This is a genomic window from Streptococcus sp. F0441 (genome assembly GCF_000314775.2).
In the GTDB taxonomy this organism is placed as follows: domain Bacteria; phylum Bacillota; class Bacilli; order Lactobacillales; family Streptococcaceae; genus Streptococcus.
Genome location: NZ_KB373321.1, coordinates 19,423 through 33,310, shown reverse-complemented (window position 1 = coordinate 33,310; position 13,888 = coordinate 19,423). Strand labels below are relative to the sequence as shown.

At 42.6% G+C, this 13,888-nt stretch carries 11 protein-coding genes; 9 read left to right on the top strand and 2 right to left on the bottom strand.

Going from position 1 to position 13,888, the window contains the following annotated elements; genetic code table 11:
- The first annotated feature begins 7 nt into the window (after positions 1-7).
- Positions 8-2,266, top strand: a complete 2,259-nt coding sequence (glgP, locus tag HMPREF9188_RS00125) for a glycogen/starch/alpha-glucan family phosphorylase (protein WP_009729488.1) — start codon at positions 8-10, stop codon at positions 2,264-2,266.
- Positions 2,267-2,335: 69 nt separating this feature from the next.
- Here the strand turns inward: glgP and HMPREF9188_RS00120 are convergent, their stop codons facing one another.
- Positions 2,336-3,184 carry a putative RNA methyltransferase gene (locus HMPREF9188_RS00120; protein ID WP_009729487.1) on the bottom strand — a complete coding sequence of 283 codons (849 nt, stop codon included), beginning with the start codon at positions 3,182-3,184 and terminating at the stop codon, positions 2,336-2,338.
- A gap of 151 nt (positions 3,185-3,335) precedes the next feature.
- Between HMPREF9188_RS00120 and HMPREF9188_RS00115 the strand changes: the two genes are divergently transcribed.
- On the top strand, positions 3,336-3,614 hold the full coding sequence (locus HMPREF9188_RS00115) for a DUF6110 family protein (RefSeq protein ID WP_000910909.1): 279 nt from the start codon (positions 3,336-3,338) through the stop codon (positions 3,612-3,614).
- 1 nt (position 3,615) lies between these two features.
- A complete protein-coding gene (locus HMPREF9188_RS00110) occupies positions 3,616-5,676 on the top strand; it encodes a heavy metal translocating P-type ATPase (protein ID WP_009729486.1) in 2,061 nt (686 codons plus the stop codon).
- 77 nt (positions 5,677-5,753) lie between these two features.
- On the opposite strand, the gene tyrS is transcribed toward HMPREF9188_RS00110, so the two are convergent.
- Positions 5,754-7,010, bottom strand: a complete 1,257-nt coding sequence (tyrS, locus tag HMPREF9188_RS00105) for a tyrosine--tRNA ligase (protein WP_009729485.1) — start codon at positions 7,008-7,010, stop codon at positions 5,754-5,756.
- A 140-nt stretch (positions 7,011-7,150) separates the two neighbouring features.
- Between tyrS and pbp1b the strand changes: the two genes are divergently transcribed.
- The 6 genes from pbp1b to HMPREF9188_RS00075 all read left to right on the top strand — a co-directional run bounded on the left by pbp1b (position 7,151) and on the right by HMPREF9188_RS00075 (position 13,814).
- Entirely contained in the window at positions 7,151-9,628 is a 2,478-nt protein-coding gene (gene pbp1b, locus HMPREF9188_RS00100; protein ID WP_009729484.1) for a penicillin-binding protein PBP1B, read from the top strand.
- Positions 9,629-9,704: 76 nt separating this feature from the next.
- The gene (locus tag HMPREF9188_RS00095) at positions 9,705-10,616 is read left to right on the top strand and encodes a DMT family transporter (protein ID WP_009729483.1); all 912 of its coding nucleotides are present in this window, start codon (positions 9,705-9,707) and stop codon (positions 10,614-10,616) included.
- Positions 10,617-10,700: 84 nt separating this feature from the next.
- Complete coding sequence (gene dapD, locus HMPREF9188_RS00090; protein WP_009729482.1) at positions 10,701-11,399, top strand: 2,3,4,5-tetrahydropyridine-2,6-dicarboxylate N-acetyltransferase; 699 nt, start codon at positions 10,701-10,703, stop codon at positions 11,397-11,399.
- A 69-nt stretch (positions 11,400-11,468) separates the two neighbouring features.
- Positions 11,469-12,599, top strand: a complete 1,131-nt coding sequence (locus HMPREF9188_RS00085) for an N-acetyldiaminopimelate deacetylase (protein WP_009729481.1) — start codon at positions 11,469-11,471, stop codon at positions 12,597-12,599.
- An 11-nt stretch (positions 12,600-12,610) separates the two neighbouring features.
- Positions 12,611-13,150 carry a 5-formyltetrahydrofolate cyclo-ligase gene (locus HMPREF9188_RS00080; protein ID WP_009729480.1) on the top strand — a complete coding sequence of 180 codons (540 nt, stop codon included), beginning with the start codon at positions 12,611-12,613 and terminating at the stop codon, positions 13,148-13,150.
- On the top strand, positions 13,134-13,814 hold the full coding sequence (locus HMPREF9188_RS00075) for a rhomboid family intramembrane serine protease (RefSeq protein ID WP_009729479.1): 681 nt from the start codon (positions 13,134-13,136) through the stop codon (positions 13,812-13,814). The genes HMPREF9188_RS00080 and HMPREF9188_RS00075 overlap by 17 nt, the downstream gene beginning before the upstream one ends.
- The last annotated feature ends 74 nt before the right edge of the window (positions 13,815-13,888 follow it).

Genomic DNA, 13,888 nt, shown 5'->3' with positions numbered 1-13,888 from the left:
CACAAAAATGTTACCATTAAAAGAATTTGTACAAAAGCGTTACAATAAAACTATTGCAGAATGTAGCAATAAAGATCTTTATCTTGCTCTTCTCAACTACAGCAAGCTTGCTAGCAGTCAAAAACCAGTCAACACTGGTAAGAAAAAAGTTTACTACATCTCAGCTGAGTTCTTGATTGGTAAACTCTTATCAAACAACTTGATTAACCTTGGTCTTTATGACGATGTGAAAAAAGAACTTGCAGCTGCAGGTAAAGAGTTAATCGAAATCGAAGAAGTAGAATTGGAACCATCACTTGGTAACGGTGGTTTGGGACGTTTGGCTGCCTGCTTTATCGACTCAATCGCTACACTTGGTTTGAATGGTGACGGTGTTGGTTTGAACTACCACTTCGGTCTTTTCCAACAAGTTCTTAAAAATAACCAACAAGAAACAATTCCAAATGCTTGGTTGACAGAGCAAAACTGGTTGGTTCGCTCAAGCCGTAGCTACCAAGTGCCATTCGCACACTTCACATTGACATCTACTCTTTACGATATCGATGTACCTGGTTACAAGACAGCTACTAAAAACCGCTTGCGTTTGTTTGACTTGGATTCAGTTGATTCTTCTATCATCGAAGATGGTATCAACTTTGACAAGACAGATATCGCTCGCAACTTGACACTCTTCCTTTACCCAGACGACAGCGACAAGCAAGGTGAATTGCTCCGTATCTTCCAACAATACTTCATGGTTTCAAACGGTGCACAATTGATCATCGACGAAGCAATCGAAAAAGGAAGCAACTTGCATGACCTTGCGGACTATGCAGTTGTACAAATCAACGATACTCACCCATCAATGGTGATTCCTGAATTGATCCGTCTTTTGACTGCACGTGGTATCGAACTTGATGAAGCAATCTCAATCGTTCGTAGCATGACTGCCTACACTAACCACACAATCCTTGCTGAAGCGCTTGAAAAATGGCCTCTTGAATTCTTGCAAGAAGTGGTTCCTCACTTGGTACCAATCATCAAAGAATTGGACCGTCGTGTGAAAGCAGAATACAAAGACCCAGCTGTTCAAATCATTGATGAAAACGACCGTGTACACATGGCTCACATGGATATCCACTACGGATACAGTGTTAACGGGGTAGCAGCACTCCACACTGAGATCTTGAAGAACTCAGAGTTGAAAGCTTTCTACGACATCTACCCAGAAAAATTCAACAACAAAACAAACGGTATCACATTCCGTCGTTGGCTCATGCATGCCAACCCAAGACTATCTCACTACTTGGATGAGATTATTGGAGAGGGATGGCACCATGAAGCAGATGAGCTTGAAAAACTCTTGTCTTACGAAGACAAAGCAGCTGTCAAAGAAAAATTGGAAAGCATCAAGGCTCACAACAAACGTAAATTGGCTCGTCACTTGAAAGATCACCAAGGTGTGGAAATCAATACAAACTCTATCTTTGATATCCAAATCAAACGTCTTCACGAGTACAAACGCCAACAAATGAACGCTTTGTATGTCATCCACAAATACCTTGATATCAAGGCTGGCAACATCCCTGCTCGCCCAATCACAGTCTTCTTTGGTGGTAAAGCAGCTCCTGCCTACACAATTGCCCAAGACATCATTCACTTGATCCTTTGCTTGTCAGAAGTGATTGCAAATGATCCAGAAGTAGCTCCACACTTGCAAGTCGTAATGGTTGAAAACTATAACGTTACTGCAGCAAGCTTCTTGATCCCAGCATGTGACATTTCTGAACAAATCTCACTTGCTTCTAAAGAAGCTTCAGGTACTGGTAACATGAAATTCATGTTGAACGGAGCTTTGACTCTTGGTACTATGGACGGAGCTAACGTGGAAATCGCTGAGTTGGTTGGCGACGACAACATCTATATCTTTGGAGAAGATTCAGAAACTGTTATTGACCTTTACGCAAAAGCAGCATACAAATCAAGCGAATTCTACGCACGCAAAGCCATCAAACCATTGGTTGACTTCATCGTCAGCGACGCTGTTCTTGCAGTAGGTAAGAAAGAACGCTTGGAACGTCTTCACAACGAATTGATCAACAAAGACTGGTTCATGACTCTCCTTGACTTGGAAGACTACATCAAGGTGAAAGAGCAAATGCTTGCTGACTACGAAAACCGTGACGCATGGTTGGATAAAGTCATCGTCAACATTGCCAAAGCAGGATTCTTCTCATCTGACCGTACAATTGCACAGTACAACGAAGATATCTGGCACTTGAACTAAGATTCATTACATCAGATTGTAAAACAAAACGCATCTATTTAAGGTGCGTTTTTTCATATTTAAACTAATTTACAGTGCTTTCCCAACCAGAATCTCTGCTTCAATGGTAATCTCTGTCAAGTTGCTCCAATCAATCTTGCTTTGATCGACATGAAAAAGTAGAGGTGTCATGCTGAGTAGGGCTTGGAGCTGCTCTGCTGTGATTGCCTTAGTCAGAGAGGCAGTTTTGCTAGATAGGATGGTAAAGTGTTCTTGGAAATGATTTTTGATATCTTGGTTGGAATAGTCCTTCTTTGTCAACTGGTCTTGCACCATTTGGCGGATTTCTTTGAGGTGATTCTCGGTTGGGATGACCTTGATCAAGATACCGTCTTTGGATAAAACGCGGCGAAATTCTCCATAGTTGGCAGGCGAAAAGATATCAAGCAGGATATCCATACTGGCATCTTTTATAGGAAGACGAGCCAGATCACCGACAAACCAATTGACTGCCCAGTTGGGTTCACTCTTAGCAGCGATCTGGACAGAATCTTTGGAGATGTCGAAGGCATAAAAGGTTTTGTCAGAGTGACTTTCTTGTAGTTTGCGAGAGTAGAAACCTTCGCCACAACCGATATCTAAAATTGTTTGGCTAGTTTTAGAATTTGTAAGCAGGTCTGAGATGGTTTCTAAAATAGCTTGATAAAAGCCAGCTTCTAGGATTTGTTGGCGATTTTGGAAGTTTTCCTTGTCGTAGTTGGTGGATTGTTTGATTTGCGGTGCCAGATTGACATAGCCAAATTTCGCCAAATCAAAAGAATGACGATTGAAGCATTTGAGACTAGTCTCCACCAGAGCCAGATTTTCTTGACAGATAGGACAGGAAAAGGCAGTCGCAGACGCAAAACGCTGAAGTTTGGGTTTGAGATTTGTATTCATAGTTTAAGTGTATCAAAAGAGGCAGATGAAAGCAACCTTAGGAATAAGTAGATGGGAGATTCAGTAGAAATAAAATTAATTCTCCAATTTATAGAATGAAATTGCTTTTATATCTAAATTGCTATATAATAATGATAAGGAGGAAATAAGTATGTTAAAAGAAGTATTGACCGTCGCAAAAGTTGCGAAAAAATCATCACTCTTTTTGGGTGGTGTAGCATTTGGCACTCTTGGTTTGAAAATCTTAGCAAGTAAGGAAGCTAAAAAAGGTTATTCTAAAGCCTTGGCTAAGGCTTACAAATTGAAGGACGAGCTAGATGCGTCTGTTTCTGTTGTGAAGCAACATGGAGACGATGTCTTGCAAGATGCTAAATATTTGTATGAGCAAGAGAAAAAAGAAGAGCAATTAGATAGCCTGATAGGGGAATAATATGTCTTTTAAAGTGCTACATAGAGGATACCAACATATCCGACTATCATCTTCTTTTTCACTCACCTTGGATATTCAAGACTATCTTCGTTCCTTGGCGAGAGATGAAAAGGGAATTGAGTCTATCCAGTTTTACATGGATCAACAGCACTTTACTCTACGTATAAAAGAAGGCTTTTCTGTATTAGATAATGCAGAAGCCTTTTTAAAAAGAATTGATAGAGGGAAAGTTTCTGAGTTGATGACTCTTCCCATTCGTAGAGAAGATAGTGCCTATTCTATTGTTTCAGGTGCAGCGATTAAGCGTGTGCTTTTTCGTAGTCTTGTACCGTCTCCTATTCGCTATATATGGACTTGTTATCAGGCTCTGGGGTATGTCAAAGAAGCTTATCAGACCCTAGCGCGTAAGGAACTAACGATGGAGGTTTTGGACTGTTCGGCGATTTTATTGTCCTTGTTCATGAATCAATCCAAGACTGCTAGCAACATCATGTTTATGCTTGATTTGGGGAATCATTTAGATCAGTGGTCCTTGAAAAAAACTGCAACAGATTTAGAACAGAGTCTTCTTGCAAAAGAGAGCGATGTATTCCTAGTACAGGGCGATACGGTTGTTAGTATCAAGAGTTCCGATGTTCAAATAGGAGATGTTTTGGTCTTATCTCAAGGAAATGAAATTCTGTTTGATGGACAAGTAGTTTCAGGTTTAGGTATGGTCAACGAAAGTTCCTTGACGGGAGAGAGTTTTCCAGTTGAAAAAAGAGAGTCTGATTTGGTTTGTGCAAATACAGTATTAGAAACTGGAGAGTTACGCATTCGTGTAACCGATAATCAGATGAACAGCCGGGTTTTACAACTGATTGAGTTGATGAAGAAATCTGAAGAAAACAAGAAAACGAAACAACGCTATTTCATCAAAATGGCGGACAAGGTCGTCAAATATAATTTCTTGGGGGCTGGACTGACTTACCTATTGACAGGTTCTTTTTCTAAGGCTATTTCTTTCCTATTGGTCGATTTCTCCTGCGCTTTGAAAATCTCTACTCCTGTAGCTTATTTGACAGCTATCAAGGAGGGGTTGAACCGTGAAATGGTGATTAAGGATGGAGATGTTTTGGAGAAATATCTGGAAGTTGATACTTTCTTGTTTGATAAGACGGGAACAATCACAACTAGCTATCCGATAGTTGAAAAGGTGTTACCTTTTGGAGACTATAGTGAGGAAGATATTCTCAGAATCAGTGCCTGTCTTGAGGAACACATTTATCATCCTATTGCTAATGCCATCGTCAAGCAAGCTGAGATAGAGGGGATTGAACATGAGGAAATGCATGGGAAACTCCAATATATCGCAAGCAAGGGGATCAAATCTCATATAGATGGCCAACCAGTTCTTATTGGGAATTATGTCTTGATGCAGGATGAGCAGATTCATATCAGTTCAGAACAAAATGCTTTAATTGAAGAGTACAAGAGTCACTACAATCTCTTATTCTTGGCTTATCAGAATGAATTGATTGGAATGTTCTGCATTCATACTCCTTTGAGAAAAGAAGCAAAAACAGCCTTGGATAAACTTAAGGCACAGGGGAAAAAATTGATTCTGGCAACAGGGGACACCTTGGTTAGGACAGAGGAATTAGTCAAAGATTTGCCCTTTGATCAGGTATATACAGACTTGAAACCTGATGGGAAATTTGAGTTAGTAGAGGAACTGCAGAAAGCAGGTCACACTATTTTGATGGTTGGAGATGGATTGAATGACTCAGCGGCTCTAACCCTATCAGATATCGGTGTGGTGATGAATGAGAGTGCAGATATTTCTAAGCAGATGAGTGATATCTTATTGTTAGATAATCGTTTGGATTTCTTCCAAGAGTTGGATTCGCTATCATCATCTTTGCAAACACTCATTAAGAAGAATATTCAAGATACCGTTGTCGTAAATAGTAGTTTGATTGGCTTTGGCTTGTTTAACTGGCTCAGTCCTTCAAATCTCTCTATCTTACATAATCTAACAACCTTACGCATTGTACTGCGTAGCCTGTCTATTAAGGGATAGGTGGGGACTATTCACAGCAAAAAGGAGTTACCTTTCTCGAGGTTAACTCCTTTGTTTATAGGTAAATGTTGAACAATTTAGTAAGTCAATACAAAGTATTTTTTCTTCCCACGGCGGATAACAGTCAGTTCGTTCTCTAACTTGTCGCTATCCCCCAAGACATAGTCAAGGTCTTGGATGCGGTCGCCGTTGACGTAGATAGCTCCGTTTTGAACATCTTCACGGGCTTGGCGTTTTGAGTTAACCACACCAGAAGATACGAGGATTTCCACGATGTTGTGGTTTTCGTCTGCTTGAACTTGGTAGTTTGGCACTCCACGAAGTCCTTGTTTGAGTTCTTTGACAGAAAGGTTTTTGATGTTTCCTGCAAAGAGTTGCTCAGTGATGTTAAGGGCTTCTTTGTAAGCTTCTTCTCCGTGAACAAGAGTCACGACTTCACGAGCGAGGACTTTTTGTGCCAAGCGTTCGTGTGGAGCCGCTTCAAACTCTTTGCGGATGTCTTCAATTTCATCCAGTGACAAGAAGGTAAAGATTTTTAAGAAACGAACAGCGTCGGCATCCATGACATTCATCCAGAATTGGTACATTTCGTATGGAGAAGTCTTTTCAGGGTTAAGCCAAACTGCGTTTCCTTCTGATTTACCAAATTTCTTACCAGTTGCGTCTGTGATGAGTGGAACAGTGATCACGTGACCAGTCTTGTCAGCCTTACGACGAAGCAATTCGGTACCAGCTGTCATATTTCCCCACTGGTCAGAACCACCGATTTGTAGGGTTACGTTGTGCTCTTGGTTAAGGACAAAGAAGTCGTAACCTTGCATGATTTGGTAAGCAAACTCAGTGTAAGAAATCCCTGTCTCGATCCGTTTTTTTACAGACTCCTTACTCATCATGTAGTTGACAGTGAAGTATTTTCCGACGTCACGGAGGAAGTCAATGAAGCTGATGCTGCCAAACCAGTCGTAGTTGTTGACCATGACAGCCTTGTTTTCGCCATTTTCAAAGTCAAGAAAACGAGAAAGTTGTCCTTGGATAGACTTGACCCAGCCATCTACTGTGTCTTTTGTTTGGAGACTACGTTCAGCATCTTTGAAGGACGGATCTCCGATGAGACCTGTAGCACCGCCAACGAGCGCATAAGGTTTGTGACCTGCTAATTGCAAACGACGACTGGTCAAGATTGCGACAAGGTGACCTAGGTGAAGGCTGTCAGCAGTTGGGTCGTAGCCAGTATAATAAGAAACTTGACCTTCTTCTAGGGCTTTACGCAAAGCTTCTTCATCAGTCGTTTGAAAAATCAAACCACGCTCTTTTAGCTCATCAAAAATGTGCATATGTCTTTTCTCCTTTTTAAAATATTGTTTCTACCTATTGTATCACAAACTTGGGCAATAGCCTAGTAGAATAGGGAAGAAAGTGGCTATTTTATTGAAAGTTTCCCTTTTATGGTATAATAGAGAAAGTGAGGACATTCATGAAAGAAAGAATTGATGAATTAAAAACAAAAATGCAGCATTTTTTCCAGCAGCTAACTGCTAAATGGAAGAAAAAGCAAGCAAGTAAAAAGACTGATAAGAAAGTAGCCTCTTCTGACAGAGTCAAAAGGGTAGGGACTATTTTCGCTAAGATTTTGAGTGCTTTTAAAGTGACTTTCAACACTCTTTTTATCCTAGCCTTTATCGGAGGTCTTTTGGGAGCGGGTGTGGCCATGGGTTATGGGGTTGCTCTATTCGACAAGGTCCAAGTCCCTCAAGCAGAAGAGTTGGTCAAGCAAGTGAAGGATATTGCCTCTATCTCAGAAATCACTTATTCTGACGGCAGTACCATTGCTTCGATTGAGGGTGATTTGTTGCGCACTTCAGTCGCTTCAGGTGCTATTTCGGATAATCTTAAAAAGGCTATCATTGCGACAGAGGACGAGAATTTCAACGAGCACAAGGGAGTCGTGCCTAAGGCCGTTATTCGTGCGACCTTGGGAACCTTTGTCGGTCTAGGGTCGTCCAGTGGTGGTTCGACCTTGACCCAGCAGGTTATCAAGCAACAAGTGGTGGGGGACGCTCCCACTCTAGCTCGTAAGGCCAAAGAGATTATTGATGCTTTAGCTTTAGAGCGGGCTATGGGTAAGGATGAGATTTTAACAACCTACCTCAACATTGCTCCTTTTGGTCGCAATCATAAAGGCCAAAATATTGCAGGTGCCCAACAGGCCGCAGAAGGGATCTTTGGGGTTAAGGCTTCGGATTTAACGGTCCCTCAAGCAGCCTTTATCGCAGGATTGCCACAGAGCCCAATTAGTTACTCCCCTTATGAATCTGACGGTAGTATGAAGAGCGAGGAGGATTTGGCTCTGGGGGTCAAACGGGCTAGAGATGTTCTCTATAATATGTACCGGACAGGGGCTCTAAGTCAGGAAGATTACGACAAGTACAAGGATTATGATTTTAAGAAAGACTTCTTACCATCTGGTAGTGTCAGTGGTACTTCGCGTGACTATCTCTACTTCGCAACCTTGGCAGAAGCTACTGATCGGATGTATGACTATCTGATTCAGAGAGATAATGTTTCTGTACAAGAGCAAAAGAATGAATCCATCCAGAAAGCTTATCGTGATTTAGCGACTAAGGAAATTGAAAATGGTGGATATAAGATTACGACGACTATTAATAAAAATGTTCATGCTGCGATGCAAAATGCGGTGGCAACCTACGGCTATCTGCTAGATGATTCGACAGGCCAGCCTGAGGTGGGGAATGTCCTCATGGACAACCAAACGGGAGCTATTCTTGGGTTTGTCGGTGGTCGCAATTATCAAAAAAATCAGAATAACCACGCTATCGACACAAAACGTTCTCCTGCTTCGACTACTAAGCCGATATTGACTTACAGTATTGCCATTGACCAAGGTCTGATGGGAAGTGCAAGTATCTTATCAAACTATCCAACCAACTTTTCAAACGGCAATCCTATCATGTATGTCAATAGTCCTGGTACGGGCATGATGACGTTAGGGGAGGCCCTTAACTACTCATGGAATATCCCAGCCTACTGGACTTATCGTACACTTCGAGAGAAGGGTGTTGATGTTAAAGGCTATATGGAAAAAATGGGTTACGAAATCCCAGAATATGGTATTGAGAGTTTACCGATGGGCGGAGGAATTGACGTTACAGTTGCTCAGCATACTAACGGATATCAGACTTTGGCCAACAACGGAGTTTACCATAAGAAACATATGATTGCGAAGATCGAGTCAACAGATGGTCGAGTGGTTTATGAACATAAAGATAAACCTGTCCAAGTTTACTCAAAAGCGACAGCGACCATCATGCAAAATTTGCTTCGCGATGTTATTTCATCTCGGATTACCTCAAGTTTCCAGACAGACTTGGCTACCATCAATCCAAGCCTCGCTAGCGCCGACTGGATTGGAAAAACTGGTACAACCAATGAAGATGAAAACATGTGGCTTATGCTTTCTACGCCTCGCTTGACCTTGGGTGGCTGGCTAGGTCACGATGACAACCGCCCACTAGCTAAAGGAGCAGGCCACTACCGCAATGCCAACTATATGGCTCACTTGGTTAATGCCATTCAACAAGCAAAACCTGGCATTTGGGGGAATGAGCGCTTTAATCTCGACTCAAGTGTGACCAAGTCACAAGTTCTCAAGTCGACAGGGGAGAAACCGGGCAAGGTTTCAATTAATGGCAAAGAAGTTAACGTTTCCGGTTCTACCGTAACAAGTTACTGGGCTACTAAAGAAGGGGCGCCAGTAACCACCTACCGCTTCGCTATTGGAGGAAGCGATGCAGATTATCAGAATGCTTGGAAGAATATTCTAGGAAGCATTCCTGCAGTAACTCCTCCAAGTTCAAGCAGTAGCTCAGGGGCAAATTCGAACAACAACACTCAAAGTGGTTCGTCGGGTCGTTCCCGTCTATTTAATCGATAATAAAAAAAGTAGCAAGAGGTAATTTTTCTTCTCTTAGCTACTTTTTTCTTTTTCTATTTCGTGTTACAATAAGGGAATGAATAAGTATCAAAAGAAGATTTTTAAGGGAACCTTGTATTCACTGTTCTCGGGTCTTATCTGGGGGATTTGCGGGATTTTAGGAGAGTATTTTTTCACTCATTACCCAGTATCGTCAGGTTGGATTACCTCTATGCGGTTGCTTGTGGCGGGGAGTTTGGTTTTAGGGTTATCTGCCTTTCAGTTGCGTAGCCGCTTGTTGGATATCTGGCGTGATAAGAAAAATTATCTACCTTTTTTAGCCTATGCTATTCTAGGTATTTTTTCTGTGCAGTTTTTCTTCTATCTTTGTGTTGAGTATTCCAATGCGGCGACGGCGACTATTTTACAATTTATCAGCCCCGTTTTTATTTTGTTTTACAATCGCATTGTCTACCAGAAGAAGGCTTCAATTACAGCTGTTTTCTATGTTTTGATTGCCATGCTAGGTGTTTTTTTGATGGCCACAAAAGGGGATGTGTCCCAGTTGTCCATGACACCCTTGGCTCTAGTGACTGGTCTGCTCAGTGCAGTAGGCGTCATGTTTAATGTCATCCTGCCCCAACGATTTGCCCGCCACTATGGTTTTGTCCCCACTGTTGGTTGGGGGATGATTCTGGCAGGACTCTTTAGTAATTTTCTTTACCCTATTTATCGGATAAGTTTTCAAGTGGATCTGGTAAGTGTGCTAATTTGCCTGACGATTGCCGTGCTTGGTACTGCTTTTGCCTTCTTCCTGTCTATGAAGGCCGTCTCTCTCGTTTCTCCTCTAGTCGTCTCTGTAGTGAGCGCTAGCGAGCCCCTCTCTTCGGCCCTATTAAGTGTTCTTTTTCTGGGATTGGTCATGGATGGTTTTTTGGCCTTAGCTATGGTGTTGATTATCGTTCCAATGATTTTCTTATCTGTGGAAGAAGCAAAACAAGCCAAGTAAAGGTGCTTATTTGATAGTTGAGGCTTCAAATTTAAAGTCTTTTTTGGTAGAATAGGTATCATTAAAATGAACTAGGAGACGCCTATGACTGCTACAAAAATGAACGCTCAAGAAATTATCCAATTTATCGCCAATGCTGAAAAGAAAACCAGTGTCAAAGTAACCTTTGAAGGAGAACTCGCAACTGCTGTGCCAATCTCTGTTGTCAAACTAGGAAATGTTTTATTCGGAGACTGGAAGGATGTCGCTCCGCTTCTTGAAGGTTTGGTAGAAAATCAAGACTATGTTGTTGAGCAAGATGCTCGTAATTCTGCAGTTCCTTTGCTAGATAAACGTGCGATTAACGCTCGTATTGAGCCAGGTGCTATTATCCGTGACCAAGTTGAAATTGGTGACAATGCTGTTATCATGATGGGAGCTGTTATCAATATCGGTGCTGAAATTGGTGCAGGAACCATGATTGACATGGGGGCTATCCTTGGTGGCCGTGCCATCGTTGGGAAAAATAGTCACGTTGGTGCAGGTGCAGTTTTGGCAGGTGTGATTGAGCCAGCTAGTGCTGAGCCAGTCCGTGTCGGAGACAATGTTCTTATCGGTGCCAATGCAGTGGTTATTGAAGGAGTCCAAATCGGTAGTGGTTCAGTTGTCGCTGCAGGAGCTATCGTTACTCAAGATGTTCCAGAAAATGTGGTTGTAGCAGGTGTTCCGGCTCGTATCATCAAAGAAATTGATGCCCAAACCCAACAAAAAACAGCGCTTGAGGATGCGCTTCGTACCTTGTAATTGCAAAAGTAAAAAAGAGGCGGAACCCTTTTTCCAGCCTCTTTCTTCTATCAAAAGGAGGATCGATAGATGTTAGATTTGATTCAGACTAGACGAGATTTACACCAGATTCCAGAGATTGGCTTGGAGGAGTTCGAGACTCAGGCTTATTTGCTGGATGTGATTGAGAAATTGACAGCGGGCAAGGGATTTGTTCAAGTTCGTACTTGGCGGACAGGTATTTTGGTTTATTTGCAGGGAAGTCAGCCGGAGCGGACCATTGGTTGGCGGACAGACATTGACGGTTTGCCTATCGTCGAACAAACAGGTCTACCTTTTGCTTCTCAGCACCAAGGTCGCATGCATGCCTGTGGCCATGATTTTCATATGACCATTGCCTTGGGCTGTCTCGAACGCGCTCTTGAGGAGCAACCCAAGAATAATTTGCTCTTCCTATTTCAGCCTGCTGAGGAGAATGAAGCCGGTGGGATGCTTATGTATGAGGATGGTGCTTTTGGGGACTGGTTGCCAGACCAATTTTATGGCCTCCATGTTCGTCCGGATCTGAAGGTTGGACAGATTGCGACCAATACCCATACGCTCTTTGCAGGGACTTGTGAGGTGAAGATTCGTTTCAAAGGAAAAGGAGGACACGCAGCTTTTCCGCATGAAGCCAATGACGCCTTGGTGGCTGCTAGTTACTTTGTGACCCAGGTGCAGTCAGTTGTCAGCCGCAATGTCAACCCAATCGAGGGGGCGGTGGTGACTTTTGGCGTTTTCCAAGCTGGAACAACCAATAATGTCATCACAGACACAGCTTTTTTACATGGAACCATTCGGGCCTTGACTCAGGACATGAGCCTTTTGGTACAAAAAAGAGTCAAGACAGTCGCAGAAGGTGTTGCAGCAGCCTTTGATATGGAAGTCGAAGTGGAACTCAAACAAGGGGGCTACCTGCCTGTGGAGAACAATCTAGCCTTGGCGCGTGAACTAATGACATTCTTTGAAGAGAAAGAAGGAATCGAGTTGATTGATATCGAGCCTGCTATGACTGGTGAGGACTTTGGTTATCTTCTTTCAAAGGTTGATGGGGTTATGTTTTGGCTAGGTATCGACAGTCCTTATGCTCTTCATCATCCTCAGATGAGTCCCAAGGAAGAAGCCCTAGCCATTGGTGTTGAGGCGGTTTCTAGTTTTCTCAAAAAGAAAGCGGCGGAGTAGAGGGCTTAGCTATGAAATCGAAATTACGCAAGCAAGTCTTGCAAGAAATGAAGGCTTTATCTCAAGAACAAAAACAGGCTATGGATCGAGCTTTAACAAAACGATTTTTGAATCACCCCTTTTACCAAGAAGCCAAGACCATCGCAACCTATCTCTCCTTCCCTCATGAATTTCAAACGCAAGAATTGATCGAGCAGGCGCTGAAGGATGGCAAAAAAGTTCTGATACCCAAAACCTATCCCAAGGGGCGAATGGAGTTTGTGGTCTATCATCCGCAGCAGTTGGTAAAAACTTCCTTTGGCTTACTGGAACCGCAAGGGAACATGGAAGTGGTGGATGCCTCTCAGATTGATTTAATTCATGTTCCGGGCTTGGCTTTTACAACAGAGGGCTATCGGATTGGATATGGTGGAGGCTACTACGACCGCTATCTGGAACATTTTGTTGGGCAGAGCCTGAGTACAATCTATCCTTGTCAGGTTCAGGAGTTTAACTTGGAAGACCATGATATTCCCGTCCAGGAGGTGCTAATCTATGAAGGAAATCTTTGATAAACGCTATCCTGTGACTAGTTTCTTCCTCCTAGTAACGGCATTGGTATTTCTTTTGATGTTGGTTCTTACAGGTTTAAATTTTGAACGAGCAGATACCTTGCTTCAGTTTGGAGCTATGTATGGACCAATAATTCGCCTGTTCCCTGAGCAGATTTGGCGCCTTTTTTCGGCTATATTTGTGCATATTGGATGGGAGCATTTCATTGTCAATATGATTTCGCTCTACTTTCTTGGACGACAAGTGGAGGAGATTTTCGGTTCTAAGCAGTTCTTCTTTCTCTATCTCTTATCAGGAATGATGGGCAATCTCTTTGTTTTTGCTTTCACACCGAAAGTTGTAGCAGCAGGGGCCTCCACTTCTCTTTACGGACTATTTGCTGCGATTATCGTCTTGCGTTACGCAACTCGCAACCCCTATATTCAGCAGTTGGGGCAATCCTATCTGACACTTTTCGTGATAAATATCATTGGAAGTGTTCTGATCCCAGGAATCAGCCTAGCAGGGCATATTGGTGGCGCAGTAGGCGGTGCCTTTCTAGCAGTCATTTTTCCAGTCAAATGGGAGAGAAGGATGTATAGTACCAGCCAGCGAATCGGAGCAACCCTACTTTTTGTCGCACTCGCCGTTTTCCTTTTCTACAAAGGGATGAGTTATGTGTAGGGGGGATAGTTAAAAGCTACTCAAAAAATGAGTAGCTTTTTTTGGAACCATTCGAAACAACACAGCTCTAAAAC

Coding starts and splice junctions, on each gene's coding strand:
- glgP (WP_009729488.1), top strand. CDS start 8: ATGTTACCATTAAAAGAATTTGTACAAAAGCGTTACAATAAAACTATT.
- HMPREF9188_RS00120 (WP_009729487.1), bottom strand. CDS start 3,184: ATGAATACAAATCTCAAACCCAAACTTCAGCGTTTTGCGTCTGCGACT.
- HMPREF9188_RS00115 (WP_000910909.1), top strand. CDS start 3,336: ATGTTAAAAGAAGTATTGACCGTCGCAAAAGTTGCGAAAAAATCATCA.
- HMPREF9188_RS00110 (WP_009729486.1), top strand. CDS start 3,616: ATGTCTTTTAAAGTGCTACATAGAGGATACCAACATATCCGACTATCA.
- tyrS (WP_009729485.1), bottom strand. CDS start 7,010: ATGCACATTTTTGATGAGCTAAAAGAGCGTGGTTTGATTTTTCAAACG.
- pbp1b (WP_009729484.1), top strand. CDS start 7,151: ATGAAAGAAAGAATTGATGAATTAAAAACAAAAATGCAGCATTTTTTC.
- HMPREF9188_RS00095 (WP_009729483.1), top strand. CDS start 9,705: ATGAATAAGTATCAAAAGAAGATTTTTAAGGGAACCTTGTATTCACTG.
- dapD (WP_009729482.1), top strand. CDS start 10,701: ATGACTGCTACAAAAATGAACGCTCAAGAAATTATCCAATTTATCGCC.
- HMPREF9188_RS00085 (WP_009729481.1), top strand. CDS start 11,469: ATGTTAGATTTGATTCAGACTAGACGAGATTTACACCAGATTCCAGAG.
- HMPREF9188_RS00080 (WP_009729480.1), top strand. CDS start 12,611: ATGAAATCGAAATTACGCAAGCAAGTCTTGCAAGAAATGAAGGCTTTA.
- HMPREF9188_RS00075 (WP_009729479.1), top strand. CDS start 13,134: ATGAAGGAAATCTTTGATAAACGCTATCCTGTGACTAGTTTCTTCCTC.